The sequence below is a fragment of the Acinetobacter sp. B51(2017) genome, assembly GCF_003711395.1.
Taxonomy (GTDB): domain Bacteria; phylum Pseudomonadota; class Gammaproteobacteria; order Pseudomonadales; family Moraxellaceae; genus Acinetobacter.
The window spans coordinates 99861-116971 of record NZ_PJRJ01000003.1; the positions used below are offsets into that span (position 1 = coordinate 99861).

Consider the following 17111-nt stretch of genomic DNA (forward strand, 5'->3'; position numbering starts at 1 on the left):
ATCATAACGGACCCTGTTCATGATCAATACTCTACCTCTGCTCAAATACACCCACGATCACCACGATATCAAAGCCATTAACCAATGGCGCAGTGATGTAGAACAGCAGTTACAAGAGTGTTTAGAACAGGGTTACTCCATTCGCGATATTATTCGCACCCGTTCTGATTTAATTGATGAAGCTCTTCAGTTTTTATGGCAACACGCTGATTTGCAAAATAGCGGCTTAGGTTTATTTGCTGTGGGTGGCTACGGACGTCGTGAGATGCTGCCTTATTCTGATGTAGATATTATGATTTTGTCAGAAGAGCAGATTAGCCCCGAAAACGAACAAAAGATCTCGACCTTTATTTCGTCTTTGTGGGATGTGGGCAATTTTAAACCTGGCATTAGTGTACGTACCATTGCCGATTGTGTCAGCCAAGCCACCCATGATTTAACCGTTGCCACCAGTTTAATTGAAGCACGTTTGATTGACGGTAATCAAAACTTAGCCAAATGGCCACGGCGTATCGTGTCGCAAAGTTGGACGGATAAAACCTTTTTTGATGCCAAAATGCAAGAACAGCATAAACGCTATGCGCAGCATAATAATACCGAAAGCAACCTAGAACCTGACATTAAAAATGCCCCAGGGGGTATCCGAGATATCAACCAAATTGGCTGGATTGCCAAACGCCATTTCCGTGTTAATCGTATTTACGATTTGGTACATTTAGGCTTTATTTCTGAATTTGAGTTAGAGGTTTTAGAACAAGCAGAACTTTTCTTATGGGAAATTCGTCACTATCTACATCGTTTAACCAAACGTGATGAGAACCGCTTATTATTTGACTATCAGCGCGAGATTGCTGCTAAATTTGGTTTTGTTCGAGAAGAAGGTAAATCACCCAATTACCCAATTGAACAATTTATGAAGCAATACTATCGCACCGCACAGCAAGTTTCGACCTTAAATGAAATGCTGCTGGCGTATTTTAATGAATCGGTGATTACCCCACGTTTACCACAATATGAGCGCGAAATTGTTGATATTAATGCCAACTTTAAATTGGTTGATAACAAACTTGCGGTGCAGCACCATAAAATCTTTGCAGAAAACCCAAGTGCAATTTTAGAAATCTTCTATTTACTGGCCAATCGTCCCGAAATTGAAGGCATTCGCGCACGCACTTTACGCTTACTGACCTTAGCTGCGAAACGCATTAATCAAGCCTTCCGTGATAACCCCGTCCATCAAGCCTTGTTTATGTCGATCATTCGCTCACCTTATCGTTTGTATGAAACTTTGGTTGCCATGAAACGTTATGGCGTATTGGGCAATTATATTCCTGCCTTTGGGCAAATTACCGGTTTAATGCAATATGACCTGTTCCATATTTATACGGTAGATGCACACACCTTATTATTAATTCGTAATTTAAACCGCTTTAAAGAGCCAGAGTTTGCCAAAGACTTCCCAGTGGTTAGCTCTGTATTTCAACGCCTTGCACGCCGCGATATTGTCTATTTAGCTGCAATTTTCCATGACATTGCCAAAGGACGTGGCGGTGATCATAGTGAATTGGGCGCTGCCGATGCGATTGAATTCTGTCGTAACCACGGTTTTACCGAACGTGAATGTAATTTAGTCGCTTGGCTGATTCAAAACCATTTATTAATGTCGATGACCGCACAGAAAAAAGATATTTCTGATCCTGATGTGGTACAAGAATTTGCCGAAAAACTCGGCGATATGGAACATTTAGACTATTTATATACCTTAACCGTTGCTGATATTAATGCCACTAATCCAACACTTTGGAATACTTGGCGTGCGTCTTTAATGCGCCAACTGTATACCCATGCCCGTGATGTGATTCGTGCTGGTTTAGGTCGTCCTGTCGATTATCAAATGCTGATTGAAGACACTAAATTCAGCGCTAGCGAATTACTTGTCAATGACTTTGCCTTAGAAGATGTCGAAAAAGTTTGGCAAGAACTCGGTGATGAGTATTTTATTAAAGAATCAGCCGATGAAATTGCTTGGCATACGCGTGCCATTTTACGCCATGGCGATAATCCTGCCCCATTAGTGTTGCTACGCGCACACCGTAAATCAGCACAAGATGCGGTACAGATCTTTATTTACACTCAAGATCAACCCAATTTATTTGCCACTACCGTTGCCGTACTTGACCGCATGAATTTGGATGTGCAAGACGCACGCATCATTACTGCCAGCACCTCATTTAGTTTAGACACCTATGTGGTACTTGATCGCTTTGGTAATTTACTCAGCGACCCTGAACGTGAAGCAACCGTGGTGAATGCTTTGGTCAGTGCCTTAAGTCAATCTGATCAGTATCCGGGCTTAATGCAACGCCGTATTCCGCGTCAATTACGCCATTTTGATATTCAAAATACCGTGGATATTAGCTTTAATGCCGCTTTACAACAAAATATGGTAGAAATTTCTACCCTTGACCACCCTGGTTTATTGGCCAAAGTGGGTGGTTTATTCATGATGCAAGGGCTTGATATTCATTCAGCGCGTATTGTGACCTTAGGTGAACGTGCTGAAGATATTTTCTTTGTTACCAAAAAAGATGGTCATGCTATGAGTGCCGAAGAAGCGCAAGTATTTGCCGAGCGTTTAAAAGCCGCGCTCGATCAAGCTTCCCATCAAGTCTGTAGCCAATCTTAATTTAAACTTATCGGTATCGCTTCTATGAACTCTAGTTTGTCATTATTGCACCCTTATCCATTTGAAAAGTTAAATCAACTTTTTGCTGATGTGCAACCTGCTAATTTACCTTTAATTCCACTGTCGATTGGCGAACCTAAACATCCTGCTCCTGAGTTTGTAAAACACGCGATTATTGATAACTTTCAGCACTTATCCACCTATCCCAACAGCAAAGGTTTGCCTGAACTACGTGAAAGCATTGCCAACTGGTTAACGCGTCGTTTTGCCTTAAACAGCATCAGTGCAGATCGTCATATTTTACCGGTATCAGGCACGCGTGAAGCGATCTTCTCTTTTGTACAAGCCTTAGTCAATCGTGATGATGCCCCGTATGTGGTGATGCCAAACCCATTTTACCAAATTTATGAAGGTGCGACTTTATTAGCAGGTGCCAAGCCTTATTTCATTAATTGCACAGAAGAAAATGGCTATTTAGGCGATTTTGACGCTGTACCTGCTGAAGTATGGCAAAAAACGGCCTTATTATTTGTCTGCACACCGGGTAACCCGACAGGTGCAGTATTGTCTAAAGCACAATTTAAAAAGCTGATTGCACTATCTGATGAATATGGTTTTGTGATTGCTTCAGATGAATGCTATTCAGAACTATGGTTTGACAAAGCGCCTGTTGGACTACTTGAAGTGTGTGCTGAAATCGGTCGTGATGACTATCAAAACTGTGTGGTGTTCCATTCTCTGTCGAAACGTTCCAACTTACCAGGGATGCGCTCAGGTTTTGTGGCAGGTGATGCCGAGCTTTTAAAACCGTATTTAAAATTCCGCACCTATCACGGCGCAGCCATGCCAGTGCAACATCAATTGGCATCCATTGCTGCATGGAACGATGAAAGCCATGTAGAAGAAAATCGTGTGCAATACCGCGCCAAGTTTGCGTTATTCCAACAAGAATTAGGTCATTTACTACCGCTTAAAAAACCTGATGCTGGTTTTTATTATTGGTTAAAAGTGGATAACGATGAAAGCTTTGCCAAAATGTTAATGAAAAAAGCGCATATTAAAGTGTTACCAGGACGTTATTTATCGCGTGACACCCAAGCGGGTAATCCGGGTGAAAATCATGTGCGTTTAGCGTTAGTCGCAGACTTACAGCAATGCCAAGAAGCGATTGAACGCTTAAAAGCCGTCCTTTAAGCCTGCTCAGTATCAACAACTGCTAAGAGTTGTTGATACTAAATTCATGCACAAAACTATAAATCACATTGCGATCCATCATTGGAATGGATTCTAATTGCGCAGATGCTAAAGCTTGAATCACTTTAGCATCAAGTGCTTTCGAGCCTGAGCTTTTGACGACTTCTGCTTTCACAATACGTCCATCATCTGCCAATACAACAAGTTTTAGACGAATTGGGTTTTTATAGCCTTTATAATCGCTATCGGTAAATTCAATTTTTGGTCGACTCACCCATCCTACTTGATAATTTTTATTGTTTTGCTGAGCTTTAAGTTTTTTTTCTAAATCGGGATCTGCTTTTAGGATATAAGGGTCTTGCTGTGTCGTCAGTAAAGCTTTTAATTCTTGTTCTAAAGCAGCATCTAAATTTTCAGGATAAGCAAAGCTCATCGTCGTCATGCAACCGAGCAACGCACCAGTGAGCACTTGCTGTAGTCTATTCATAACGTATGGCTCCTCAATATAGCGAAAATTAAGGCGATTTTATAAATCGCCTTAAACTTTTTTTATTGTAACGCTTTTTCAATCTCTTCTTGTAGACTTTCTGGCTTGGTGGTGGGGGCAAAGCGCTGAATAATTCTCCCATCGCGCCCAATTAAAAATTTAGTAAAGTTCCACTTAATCCCATTCCCCAAAACCCCTTTACTATTGTTAGTTAAATAACGAAATACTGGATGCGCTTCTGGTCCTTTGACATTGACCTTGGCAAACATTGGAAAGGTCACACCGTAATTTTTTTTACAAAATGCGCCAATTTCACTATTACTTCCCGGATCTTGTCCACCAAATTGATTACATGGAAAACCTAAAATCTCTAAACCTTGTTGTTGATATTGTTGGTAGAGTTTTTCTAGACCCGAAAACTGCGGGGTAAACCCACATTTACTGGCAGTATTGACAATTAATAAAACTTTACCGGCATAAGCCGATAAAGACTGTTCCTGCCCATCTAACAACTCAGCCTGAAACTGATAAATGTTGCTCATGGATATGTATCCTCATCATTTTTTTCATTTGTTTTTAATTCTAATGACGCTGAATTAACACAATAGCGTAATCCAGTCGGCTCAGGGCCATCATCAAAGACGTGGCCTAAATGTGCATCGCAATGATGACAAATAATTTCCGATCTGACCATCCCATGTGAGGTATCAATATGTTCTTCTATCGCGGTGGGATTGATACTGCGATAAAAGCTTGGCCAACCACAACCACTGTCATATTTAGTCTCTGAACTAAACAGCGGTGTGCCACAGCAACGACACACATAAGTTCCATCTTGTTTGGTATTCCAGTATTTACCAGTAAAAGCAGGCTCAGTTCCCTTTTGACGCGTAATGCGAAACTCTTCTGGTGATAACTCTCTTTGCCATTCTCGTTCTGTTTTATTGAGTTTTCCCATAGGTGCTTCCCTTTCTATCTTGCTATTTAAAATAGGATAATCCCATATTTACGTGATTCATTTTAAAAATTCTAGTCTTTATTATCGATTTTACAAAAGATATATATAGGGCAGCGAATACAAACCCAAAAGCAAAAAGCAAGCAAACTCAATAAAAAAAGTAAGCAGATTATGCATTCAATGCTTTTTCGTAAGCAAAATTAGTGATAGGCTTAATGCTATTCTTGCTCAGGATGAAAAAATGTCGCAAAAAAAAAGCGTGATGTTTAAAAATCTGTTGCCTGTGATTAAACAATATCAACAGGTCGGATACACGCATGAAAAAATTGTTGCCTTACTTCGAGATGAGCATGACTTAGATCTCGTAACAACTGAGACATTTAAAAGCTATTTATATCGTTATGCAAAAGTGACCCCTACGCTTTCAGAGACTATCACTATGTCCAATTCGAACACACTTAAAACCCGTCGCGAAATTAAAAAATCTTCTAAGCTCGAGCACGTTTGCTACGACATTCGCGGTCCTGTGTTACGAGCGGCCAATGAAATGGAAGAAGCGGGTCATAAAATTATTAAACTCAATATTGGTAACCCTGCACCCTTTGGTTTTGAAGCACCGCAAGAAATTATTAATGATGTAGCCTTAAACCTACCCAATGCCATTGGTTATACCGACTCAAAAGGGATTTTCCCAGCACGTAAAGCGATTTGTCAGTATTACCAGCAAAAAGGCATTCTCAATATGCACGTCAATGACGTGTATGTAGGTAATGGTGTCTCTGAGCTGATCGTGATGGCGATGCAAGGTTTGCTTGATGATGGCGACGAAATGCTGGTGCCAATGCCTGACTATCCACTGTGGACAGCAGCGGTAAACTTATCTGGTGGTACCGCGATTCACTATAAATGTGATGAAGAAAACCATTGGTATCCAGATATCGTGGATATGGAAAGCAAAATCACGCCCAATACGCGTGGTATTGTGATTATCAACCCAAACAACCCAACAGGCTCAGTCTATCCACGTCATGTCTTAGAGCAAATTGTCGCATTAGCCAAAAAATACGATTTAATTTTATTTGCCGACGAAATTTACGACAAAATCGTCTATGACGGTATTGAGCATGTATCTGTGGCAGCACTTGCCGGTGATCAACTGTGTATTTCATTTAATGGTTTATCTAAATCCTATCGAATTGCTGGTTACCGTTCAGGCTGGATGGCGATTACAGGCGATCGTTCACGCGCAACTGACTATATCGAAGGTTTAGATATGTTGGCATCCATGCGTTTATGTGCCAACCATCAAGCGCAATATGCGATTCAAACCGCGCTCGGTGGCTATCAATCCATTAATGATTTGATTCGTCCGGGTGGCCGTTTATATGAACAACGTAATATCGCATGGGAAATGCTCAATGATATTCCAGGGGTGTCTTGCGTTAAACCAGAAGGTGCAATGTACTGCTTCCCCAAACTCGATCCAGACGTGTATCCAATTCAAGATGATGAAAAACTGATGTTGGATTTTTTACGCGCTGAAAAAGTACTCTTGGTACAAGGTACAGGTTTTAACTGGCCAACCCCGGATCATTTCCGTGTGGTGTTCTTACCTGCCGAGAATGAGCTGCGCGAAGCACTAACCCGTTTAGGGCGCTTCTTAGCCAAAATGCGTTAAGCAACAAAGCCGCGATTTAACTCGCGGCTTTTTTTATTTTAGTGGATTACCCCATTGGGCTAAGTAAGCTCGTCCTAGTGCTTCTGAACCTTGATAGCTTAAGTGATCATCATCTTTATTACGGTAAATCGGCAGACCATTCACACTAGATTTACAACGATCCGCACGACATAACACCTGTTTAGGATCAATAAGTTTAAGCTTTGGAAAATCGTACTTAAGTTGCTGCACGATCCGATTAAACTCAGCAGCGACTTTTGCCTCACTTTGTTTAGAAAATTCACATGATAAGTTACGGCCTAAAATCTCCGCACGCATTTGACAATCGGCAGGTACTTGTTTGAGTTCTGGCACATCCAATAGCAGCACCACTTGATCACTGGCTTGCTGTGCATTGGAAATGGCGCGTTTTAAGCCTTGATATAGGATTTCACTGCGCTGCTCATGCACTCCATCTTGAAGTTGTAAGGTATTACCTAAATAAGCATGATAATAGCCAGTTAAAATCACCATTGGATAATGCTGCTGTGCGAGGTGCTGGGTAATCGCATCATTACGGGTTTTAAATGCTGCATTGATCTGCCACTGTGTGCCTTTACGCCCTAAACGCTCTACTTCGGGTAAATACAGGGTTGAGCTTTGTGCGACATCATAACCACGTAAATCAGCGGCCTGTGCCCACACATGTAACATACCGCTGGCACTATTGGCATGTGAATCGCCAATTAAAATAAAGTCTACGCTGGGTTTATCCACCCCTAAATGACATACCTCAGCTGAGGAAAATTGTGCTGCGCTTGGATAACCAATACATTTGCCACGTAAGCGATGGGCAAAACTATTTAAAGTGGCTAATTGTTGTTGCACCGTGGCAGAAAAACGCTGTGGGAAACCCGCCTGCTGTTGCACCACTTGTGCCGCAACGCTAAAACTTAATGCTGGTACCAAAAAACCGACACTAATCACTTTCCATGCCGCCACATCAGCAAAACGTTTACAAGGTTGCTCAATATAACGATAGGTCAACCAAGCCAAGCTAATCACCACAGCCACTAACGCCAATTGGCTGGCTAAATGTTGTGGCAATAAGTAATAACCCGAAAACACAATTAACGGCCAATGCCATAAATATAAAGGATAAGAAATTTTACCCAACCAAAGACTGACTGGATGAGTCAATAGTGGATTGGCTATGGCGTGTTGCTGCCCACAATAAATAATGACAGCCGTTGCTAAGCACGGAATCAAGGCCATCGCACCTGGGAAACTGGTAGTTTTATCAAAATAAAAGCTACATAAGCCCAACACTACTAACGCGGCATAAACCAGCACTTGCCCTAAGAGTCGCGACCATTGTATTCGAGGTAAAAATACCAACAATGCACCTAACAATAATTCAAAAGCACGAACAGGCATGCTGTAATAGGCTTTTTCTGCATTTAACTGCAATTGCTGATGGGCATAATACAGTGAGGCAAGAATTCCCACAGTAATCAGTGCTAACAGATATTTTTGTCTGTTCACTTTAAACAACAAGAGTAAAATCAGCGGCCAAAAAATATAAAACTGCTCTTCTACCGCAAGTGACCACAGATGCAATAAAGGAATGCTATCAACACTTTGACTAAAATAATCCCCTACTTCCTTGCTCATATAGAAATTTGCCATAAAAAAAGTTCCATGTAAGGCACTTTGGGCATATTTCATTAACTCATCAGGTAGCATCACTTGCCAAGCCAAAACACTCACCACAGCAAGTACACTAAAATAAGCAGGGGCTAAACGAAGCACCCGCTTTTTATAAAATTTAGCGATAGAAAAACGCTGGGCTGCGAGATCCTTGACTAAAATCGAGCTAATCAAATAACCTGAAATTACAAAGAAAATATCAACCCCAATATAACCACCAGCAAACCACGACCAGCCTAAATGATTAAATAACACCAACAACACAGCAATGGCGCGTAGGCCATCAATATCCGCGCGATATGCAACACTCATAATGACAATAGGGAGAGAAAAAACGTGGCTAGTCTACGCCTTTTTAACCAAAAGACGTAGTCTGTTGCTAATCTGTGCGTAAATAATGCGATTGATTCGCATATATAGGACAAATTTGCCTTAACCTTAAAGTAACAACCTGTGTGAGAACAATATGGATTATAAAGTTCATCTTTTAGATGTAAAAAACCAGCTACAAAACTACATTTGGCTACTTGAACATATTCCATCAAAACAAGCCATTGTCGTCGATCCAACTGAAGCCCAATTGGTCACAGATTTTTGTCAGCAAAACCTGCTTGAACTTAAACAAATTTGGCTAACCCACTGGCATAAAGACCATATTGGCGGTGTACCTGAATTAATCGTAGCAGGTGGAATTGAAATCTATGGACCGCGTGAAGAACTCAGTAAAATTCCATTGATTAGCCACCCATTGCAACATGAACAACAATTTCAATTTCATGATTTAACAATCGATGTGATTGCAGTGCCTGGGCATACCTTAGGACATATTGTGTATTATATTCAAAATTTAAACACTTTATTCTGTGGTGACACCCTATTTGCGATGGGCTGTGGACGAGTGTTTGAGGGTACCTTTGAGCAAATGTATCACTCTTTAAATCGTTTAGCGGCTCTGCCTAGCGACACCTTAGTCTACTGTACCCATGAATATACACTGTCTAATGCGCAATTTGCACTACACGTTGAACCTGACAATCTAGCGCTCAAAAATCGTTTAATCACTGTGCAAAAATTACGTGACCAAGGGCTTGCTACTCTACCCAGCTGCATTGAATTAGAACTGGCCACTAACCCTTTTTTACGTGCCAACAGTTTGGCGGAATTTCAACGTCTACGTGAACTGAAAGACCAGTTTTATAAAAATAAGCCCTAAACTTAGGGCTTATTTTTATAAGATTTGATGTGTTTTAGCATATTCATCTAATTGGGCTTGGCTAACCACCTGACACTGCTGCATAGCATCGACCCGCACCAATAACAAACCACCTAACGCAGGTTGATAACGACGTGCACTGCCAAAAGGCGTATAGGCGACTTTGGATTGTTCGGTAAAATATAACCAATCTTCATGCCCAATCAGCACTGCAACAGGCTCAAGCGCCTGTTGCTGCATGGCTTCGATTTGCTGTTGTACCTGCTGTTCAACGCTTTGCATGATTTTCCTTCGACCAGATCAGTTTGGCGTCATTATAGCGTTTACTGTAATGGCTGGCTAAAGTTTTCGATATTGCTGCTGCATATCATTAAAGGCTTCAGTAAAGCCTAACAAAGAAATTTTATTTTCAATCAAGTTACCCTTCTCTGACATTTTATAGCGGCTAAACAAATAGTAGCCTCGCTTCATTTGCTCAATTACGGGTAAAGCTTCACGATATAAACCCTCACGCGCCTGTATAAGCTGGCCTTGATCAATGCGAATCGTGGTGCTGCTATTTTTTTGATGCTGAGTGCCGATGCTGACACTATAGCTATCTTCTAAACGCATCACAGTCAAGTGACTTTTTTGCATCACACAGACTTTGGTATCTTCAAAAACTCGCACCCAACATTTAATACGCCAGCTGGCACGTGCCACCTGACTATTTAAACGATCTACTTCCTCTTTACTGCGTGCTGGATATTCCACTCGACTAATCAAATCCGTTAATTGATCATCAATTGTACTTACACTGGCTTGCGCAGCATTGATCCCCAAGAATATGAGAAATATCCCACAAATTTTAAAAATATTGTTAAACATTTTAAATATATCAAGTCACTACCAATTTATTATAATGTTTATATAAAATTTTAAAATACACAAAGCATATATAAATACAACTTAGCCAATAATTTAAACTAAAAAAAAGCTAAAAAACAGCCATAAAAAATAAAAATGTCAATTTAAATCAATTACTTATATAGAATATAAAATTATTATCAATATTTTTTAAAATATTTAATCCCTATTAATTTAGTTGGGATTAAATATGAATAATAAAATAAATATTTAATAAAAATAAACGCAAAATATGTCACACTTTATTAAAAAAAATAGTTTTACATAATGTTTCAAATATTATTTAACAGAAAAATACAAATTGCCCCTTTAAAAATTTCCTCTGCATCCCTATTAATATTATTAAGTCACAAACAAGACATACAGGAGTTCTCTCGTGAAAAAAGTAGTGAAAGCAAAAAATTTAACCGCGTTTCGTATTTGGTTAGAAAAATTGGGTTATTCAGTCAAAAGTTTAGCTGACAATCGGGGTTTTACCTTTAGTTTTAAAAAAGAATATGGTTTGGTAACTTGCGATTTAGCAGGCAATGCCTTAGCGCTACAGCTTGGGGAAGAATTTGAGGATCATTTAAAAGCATAACTTTACTACCTCACGTCTATTTAGAGAACCACATTGAGGTGTAAATACATTTCAATGAAAGCCCCGATGATGGGGCTTTTTTATATGTTATTTAATTTTAGGCAATAAAAAAGCAAGGTCTTTAACCTTGCTTTAATATGATGGTGGGGACGGAGAGACTCGAACTCTCACACCTCGCGGCGCTGGAACCTAAATCCAGTGCGTCTACCAATTTCGCCACGTCCCCATCAGGGTGCTAACCTAGTGTTAGTCTTTAAGTTGGCAGAGGATCAAGGACTCGAACCTTGACGAACGGTTTTGGAGACCGTCATGCTACCATTACACCAATCCTCTACTTCGGCCAGTTTACTTAATTACTTAAGTAAATTGGTGGGGACGGAGAGACTCGAACTCTCACACCTCGCGGCGCTGGAACCTAAATCCAGTGCGTCTACCAATTTCGCCACGTCCCCGATGGCTGTGTATATTATAGAGATCATTTTTCAATGACAAGTACTTTTTGAAAAAAATCGTTTAACTGTTTAAATATAAAACAAAATCAGTCATTTTTAGCAATTTATCTGCTGTATTGCCTGTTTTACCGCCTGAATATCAGCAAATCGTGCTGATTTTAGCTTGGCGGTTAAGCCATGAAGTAAGGCTAAAAAGCCTGCATAGCGCGCAGGCAACTCTAAGTTTAAGCTTTGACAATGTAATACAGCCCAATCTTGATAAGTTGCTGCCTTTAAACGCTGTCCACTCAGCCACTCATAAATAATAATGCCTAAGGCATACAGCTCTGTTTGTAAGGTTTTGCCTTCGCCATGAAATAGTTCAGGTGCCATATAGCGTGGTGTGGCGCTTAAATGTGGCTGAATTTGTGCAATCGGCTGGATCTGTTCAAAATCTAACAGCTTGAGCTGACCTTGCCAGTCGACAAGGTGTTCTTGTTTTAAATCTGCATGGATTAGCCCCTGTTGTGCCAGCTCATCAAGGCCATCCAGCATTGCCAAAATTTTAGTGGTAATTTGCCTAAGACTTAAGTCATTTACCACACCCAGCCAAGGCGGTGCATGCGGTAGCAGCAGACTGCTATAGGTCTGGGCAAATTCAGTCTGTGCAGTTAAATCAATATATTGCATGGGCAATATGCAGTTTAGATCAGGGTAAGCAGCATAAAAGCTTAACTCATTCAGATAGTTCTGCTCGACAATTGCATGTACGCCCTGATATTGCACCTTTAACCAATAACAGACATCAGCAGTTTGCAGCTGATACAGCCGACGCCCAAAGCTTAAACTGCGTGCTTTGGTGAGCAATTGCCAACGATTCCGCGATATATTTTCTAGATTAAACTGCGATATATTGTGCTTGAGCATGCTGCTGTGGATCTTGCTGAAAAGTAAGGAGCTCTAAACAATGCTGAATAGTTTTACCAATACGGGCATGGGTTTCAATGGCAGAAATTTTTGGCCATGTGGCACGTTCACCCTCTTGTTGCAATAATTTAAATAAATGCGGACGCGGGTTTTGCATTAAATAGTAATAATGACGCAAACTGTAATGCCCAAAAATATTGAGATCACCATAATAACGCTGATCAATCACCCCATAACTATGATCTAAAACACGGCGTATCGCAGGCACACTCCCCATCCGTTCACGGGTAAAATCCAACATGCCGCGCGTAAAGACTTTGCCTTGACGACGAATAATTCGTTCTGGCCAACTAATGATATCTTTACGGTAACGTTCTGCATCGGTTTGCATAAATGGCACTACATGCGGATTAGTTTGACTGGCAATGGTGTAGTTAATGTTATATAGCCGTGCCATTTTTTCTTGTGGAAAATCACTGCGCACACTACCATCCACCCAACGAGTACTGGCCATATATGGCGTATGTTGCCCATCATAGCGTTTACTGGTGAGTTTAACGGGTGGAAATAGGATCGGTACGGCACAAGATGCCAACACCGCGCTCCATACCAATAAATCTGGCGAGGTTAAATTATTCATGATACGCGCATCTTGTGAGGCATCATAAGGCGCAACCGCAACGTTAATATGCAAACCTGATTTTTTATACGCTTCTTCAAAGCTTACATCACCCATGTTAGTGACCAAAAATTTCTTTAAATGTTTAACATCAGCAATACCACCTGTACCGCGTAATATCTGGCTAATCTTACGAAACTTAAAGGCTTCGCTCATTAAGTTATCACCGCTCAGTACATCTAAAATATCAGCAGGTTTACTTAAACCCATCATAGCCGTGACAATCGCGCCTGCACTTGAGCCAGATAATACTTTGGGCATAAGATCTTGTTCAAGTAAGGCTTTACATACACCCGTATGAAACAAACCTAAAGTCGAGCCGCCCGAAAACATTAACGCAGGTTGTCCATAGGCTTGCTGTGCATGTTGGAAAAATTCTATTTTTTCTTGATGCTTAAGTTCGGCACAGCCCTCTGAGGCGATATAGGCAAGGCTTTGACTCACTTCTTCAATATAATCTTCAATAATACGCTTGGTACCCACATAACTGGCATTAAACAGTAAAGGATGGGCAATATTTGCCACATCATAGGTTAAACCTTCACGTAAAATATAAATTAAATCGCGACAACGTTGCATACTGCGATAGCGTTTAAGCATAGTTAAACGATAGGCAATGACTTCGGCGTCAAAATACGGAGAACAGTTATCGTATTTCCATTCTTGTGCCCCTGAAGCCTCATCAATTTTTAAGGCAATCGCTTTCCATTCTTCATAACTTTGTGCATGTTCAAGCTGCTGTTTCAGTTGTTTAATCCGATACACTTGATGCGATTGACCACGCTGTATAAATTGTCGCAACAACATAAACAATCCTCTATCACGCCGCAGCATTGCACACGTTTTTTTATCAGGGCAATCGCCCAATTGTATTAGTAAATCTCAGTCAGTTGATATAGAGTTTTGCCTATATATAGCCACCTCTACTTTACAACGATGCCTAACATTCAACTCTCTGATTCTGTCCTACAAAGTTTAAATCAAGTTTTACAACAATTGCAGCAATTCCTACCCGCTGTAAAACAAGCACCTGATTTTGCTCATATTGCATTCAAATGGCAAAACGGCCAACTCCAAGGCATTTTACAACCACGTCAAATGCAGCTCAAAGATTTAAAAGGGATTGATCGTCAAAAGCAAAAAGTAGTGCAGAACACCTTACAATTTCTACAAGGTTTACCTGCCAATGATGTATTACTTACTGGCTCACGCGGTACGGGTAAATCCTCAATTGTGCGGGCTCTTCTAACTGAATATAGCAGCCAAGGTTTACGTTTAATTGAAATTGAGCGTGATGACTTACGTGATCTGCCTTTAATTCAAGCCTTAATTCAAGATCGTCCAGAAAAATTTATTGTGTATTGTGATGATTTAGCCTTTAACGCAGAAGATGAAAATTACCGTAGTTTAAAAAGTGTCTTGGATGGCTCATTACAATCTGGTTCAAGTAATTTTGTGATTTATGCCACCAGTAACCGTCGTCATTTGTTGCCTGAATTTATGCATGAAAATACGCCTGTGCTTAAGGCCGATGTGCCTCAGCATCACGAGCTGCATCCACAAGAAGCCGTTGAAGAAAAGATCTCGCTATCGGATCGTTTTGGTTTATGGTTGTCGTTTTATCCAATGGATCAAAATTTATATTTAGAGATTGTGGAGCATTATTTACAGCAAGCTGAGATGAGCATGACTGCAGAGGCACGCGCTGAAGCTTTACGTTGGTGTCAAAGTCGTGGCCAGCGTTCAGGGCGTTCGGCATATCAGTTTTCAAAGCATTGGATTGGTTCACAGCAGCTGAAGCAATCAAATTATTGATTCGAATGTTACAGTAAATATGGCTATAACTTTCATATATTCCATTGATACAAAGCTCGTATTTATTCAAATGACGAAAGCTCACATTGAACTTTCGTCATTGTTTGAACATGAATCAATTATTTGTTTCTAGCACACACACCACATATTAACTAATTTATTTTTCAAATCATTATGTCTCTTCATTAAATTATCCATATCCCAATCATCAACATTGCAAATATCTTTTGTAATATCGAATGAAACACGAGTATCTGATTTCATGTAAATTTGCTTTTTTCTCTCAAAATCAAAATTTTGAGATTCAGCATTTTTTGTACCTCCTAGTAATGTCAGATTACCAAGTAAATGCACCCAATGCTGATGATCTGCCTGATTAAAACGACTAAACCAATAATCATGAGTTGGTCTCTGTGGCAATACATGTTCAATCGTAATATTCCCAGAATAGGACTTAATCACACTACTATCTTGCATCTCTCGATCAATGCGTAATAAAGTCGCTTTAACCAAAGCAACCTGTAATGATTTAGGCTCATAAAATGGTTCATCTAAGTTTTTCTTAAATTCATCATCATTTGCATGAGCAATAATTTTTTCAATTACTTCTGGAAAATCCACATCATTATTTATACTGACTAAAGCAGTATAAATCATCATTTCTCTCTGACTCTTAATTTCTTTCCTAAAACAACTTTGAATATATACCTTTAAGAAGACACTTATAAATTTATCAAAATCTTGCTCAGTTAAGTTTTTATCGTTGACCAATCTATTTCTAAAAGCTAGAACTGCTGGAATCCATTCATCCGATTTTAGTTCCAATAGCGTTAAAATATTCAAACGTGTTTGATGATCAAAAAAATCATTTTCTTTAATTTTTTGATAATTTTCTGCTGATTTCAACAGACTATTTAACAAATTAATCGGATTACCTTGATATTTATTCGCCAAATTATCACTAAAAGCATCTAATATTTTTACTAGGACACGATCTCGATCTTTTTTCTCTGAAATCGCATGAATTGTTAAAAATTTATCAATTTTATCAATGCCTAATAATGCTTCAAATTTTGCCCATTGATGTTCAACTGTCTCAACATTTGCACCAACTGTTTCAGCTGATTCAAATAATCTATTTTTTAACAGATCAGCCGTAGTCAATGGTAGACCGCGACTATTCAGAACATTAAACAATCTAAAAGAGGACGCAAAATTTTCAGTTTGCACAAATACAACTAGAACATTTTTTAAAATAAATTGTGCTATTTTTTTTAAAGCTATTTGATCTTTATCTTTTAAAAATTCTTCAATGACCACAAAATTTTCTAAAAATGCCGACTCAACAACTGTTGGATTTTCTGGGTAGTATTTTGTATCCCCTTTTAAAATATAATTTGTATAAAGCAATAATTCATTTGATCTTACCTTTAAACGGGGTTCTTCATGTTCCCCATCATACACATCATAAGGAAAAATTCTTTTCATTAAGTCATTTTTAATATTTACATCATCAATTAGATTATGCAGTTGTGCTAGAATAAGACTAATTGTTGTGAGTCGTTGTTGGCCATCCACAACTTCAAATATACCATCATCATTTTTGATACAAATTAAGCTGCCAATAAAGTATTCTTTTTCATTCGCACTAAAGCTATTGAAAATATCCTCAATTAACTGTTCAGCATTATCTTTTGTCCATGAATAAGGACGTTGATACTTCGGGATAAAATACTTTTTTCCTTCCGTAAAAATATCCAATAACTTACTTTCTTTAGCTTCCATTAAGCCCCCACGACTAAAATTAGTATTTATTTTTGCAAATTTTTTATCAAAAAAGAGGCCTATAGCCTCTTTTTTTTATCGCT

The 17111-nt window shown here is 39.4% G+C and carries 15 protein-coding genes and 3 tRNA genes; 6 read left to right on the forward strand and 12 right to left on the reverse strand.

The window, feature by feature from the left end; all coding sequences use genetic code 11:
* Positions 1-19: 19 nt before the first annotated feature.
* Both glnD and dapC read left to right on the forward strand, forming a co-directional pair.
* Positions 20-2686, forward strand: a complete 2667-nt coding sequence (glnD, locus tag CYK47_RS02575; RefSeq protein WP_122898639.1) for a [protein-PII] uridylyltransferase — start codon at positions 20-22, stop codon at positions 2684-2686.
* A gap of 24 nt (positions 2687-2710) precedes the next feature.
* Positions 2711-3880: a succinyldiaminopimelate transaminase gene (gene dapC, locus CYK47_RS02580; RefSeq protein WP_122898641.1), complete on the forward strand. Its 1170-nt coding sequence runs from the start codon at positions 2711-2713 to the stop codon at positions 3878-3880.
* Positions 3881-3902: 22 nt separating this feature from the next.
* Here the strand turns inward: dapC and CYK47_RS02585 are convergent, their stop codons facing one another.
* The 3 genes from CYK47_RS02585 to msrB form a co-directional block, all read right to left on the reverse strand.
* On the reverse strand, positions 3903-4367 hold the full coding sequence (locus CYK47_RS02585) for an energy transducer TonB (RefSeq protein ID WP_122898643.1): 465 nt from the start codon (positions 4365-4367) through the stop codon (positions 3903-3905).
* A gap of 62 nt (positions 4368-4429) precedes the next feature.
* Positions 4430-4909: a glutathione peroxidase gene (locus CYK47_RS02590; RefSeq protein WP_122898645.1), complete on the reverse strand. Its 480-nt coding sequence runs from the start codon at positions 4907-4909 to the stop codon at positions 4430-4432.
* Positions 4906-5325 carry a peptide-methionine (R)-S-oxide reductase MsrB gene (gene msrB, locus CYK47_RS02595; protein ID WP_122898647.1) on the reverse strand — a complete coding sequence of 140 codons (420 nt, stop codon included), beginning with the start codon at positions 5323-5325 and terminating at the stop codon, positions 4906-4908. The genes CYK47_RS02590 and msrB overlap by 4 nt, the downstream gene beginning before the upstream one ends.
* Before the next feature lie 241 nt (positions 5326-5566).
* On the opposite strand from msrB, the gene CYK47_RS02600 reads away from it, so the two are divergent.
* Complete coding sequence (locus CYK47_RS02600; protein ID WP_122898649.1) at positions 5567-7003, forward strand: pyridoxal phosphate-dependent aminotransferase; 1437 nt, start codon at positions 5567-5569, stop codon at positions 7001-7003.
* A 33-nt stretch (positions 7004-7036) separates the two neighbouring features.
* Here CYK47_RS02600 and CYK47_RS02605 read toward each other — a convergent pair whose 3' ends face one another.
* Positions 7037-9004 (reverse strand): acyltransferase family protein, encoded by a 1968-nt coding sequence (locus CYK47_RS02605; RefSeq protein WP_122898651.1) that lies wholly within the window; start codon positions 9002-9004, stop codon positions 7037-7039.
* A 154-nt stretch (positions 9005-9158) separates the two neighbouring features.
* Here CYK47_RS02605 and gloB point away from each other — a divergent pair, with 154 nt between their 5' ends.
* On the forward strand, positions 9159-9905 hold the full coding sequence (gene gloB / locus CYK47_RS02610; RefSeq protein WP_122898653.1) for a hydroxyacylglutathione hydrolase: 747 nt from the start codon (positions 9159-9161) through the stop codon (positions 9903-9905).
* 15 nt (positions 9906-9920) lie between these two features.
* Here gloB and CYK47_RS02615 read toward each other — a convergent pair whose 3' ends face one another.
* Together CYK47_RS02615 and CYK47_RS02620 are read right to left on the reverse strand one after the other, a co-directional pair.
* On the reverse strand, positions 9921-10187 hold the full coding sequence (locus CYK47_RS02615; RefSeq protein ID WP_122898655.1) for a hypothetical protein: 267 nt from the start codon (positions 10185-10187) through the stop codon (positions 9921-9923).
* Between the two features lie 57 nt (positions 10188-10244).
* On the reverse strand, positions 10245-10727 hold the full coding sequence (locus tag CYK47_RS02620; protein ID WP_122898657.1) for a hypothetical protein: 483 nt from the start codon (positions 10725-10727) through the stop codon (positions 10245-10247).
* A gap of 460 nt (positions 10728-11187) precedes the next feature.
* Between CYK47_RS02620 and CYK47_RS02625 the strand changes: the two genes are divergently transcribed.
* Positions 11188-11391 (forward strand): hypothetical protein, encoded by a 204-nt coding sequence (locus CYK47_RS02625; protein WP_122898659.1) that lies wholly within the window; start codon positions 11188-11190, stop codon positions 11389-11391.
* Between the two features lie 141 nt (positions 11392-11532).
* On the opposite strand, the gene CYK47_RS02630 is transcribed toward CYK47_RS02625, so the two are convergent.
* The 5 genes from CYK47_RS02630 to CYK47_RS02650 all read right to left on the reverse strand — a co-directional run bounded on the left by CYK47_RS02630 (position 11533) and on the right by CYK47_RS02650 (position 14235).
* Positions 11533-11617, reverse strand: a tRNA-Leu gene (locus CYK47_RS02630).
* 33 nt (positions 11618-11650) lie between these two features.
* Positions 11651-11724 (reverse strand) — tRNA-Trp (locus CYK47_RS02635).
* A gap of 34 nt (positions 11725-11758) precedes the next feature.
* Positions 11759-11843 (reverse strand) — tRNA-Leu (locus CYK47_RS02640).
* 96 nt (positions 11844-11939) lie between these two features.
* Positions 11940-12749, reverse strand: a complete 810-nt coding sequence (locus CYK47_RS02645) for a protein kinase domain-containing protein (protein WP_122898661.1) — start codon at positions 12747-12749, stop codon at positions 11940-11942.
* Positions 12721-14235 carry a DUF3336 domain-containing protein gene (locus tag CYK47_RS02650; protein WP_122898663.1) on the reverse strand — a complete coding sequence of 505 codons (1515 nt, stop codon included), beginning with the start codon at positions 14233-14235 and terminating at the stop codon, positions 12721-12723. The genes CYK47_RS02645 and CYK47_RS02650 overlap by 29 nt, the downstream gene beginning before the upstream one ends.
* 129 nt (positions 14236-14364) lie before the next feature.
* Here CYK47_RS02650 and CYK47_RS02655 point away from each other — a divergent pair, with 129 nt between their 5' ends.
* Positions 14365-15243, forward strand: a complete 879-nt coding sequence (locus tag CYK47_RS02655) for an ATP-binding protein (protein ID WP_122898665.1) — start codon at positions 14365-14367, stop codon at positions 15241-15243.
* A 129-nt stretch (positions 15244-15372) separates the two neighbouring features.
* On the opposite strand, the gene CYK47_RS02660 is transcribed toward CYK47_RS02655, so the two are convergent.
* Entirely contained in the window at positions 15373-17028 is a 1656-nt protein-coding gene (locus tag CYK47_RS02660; protein ID WP_122898666.1) for a DUF262 domain-containing protein, read from the reverse strand.
* Positions 17029-17111 lie beyond the last annotated feature (83 nt).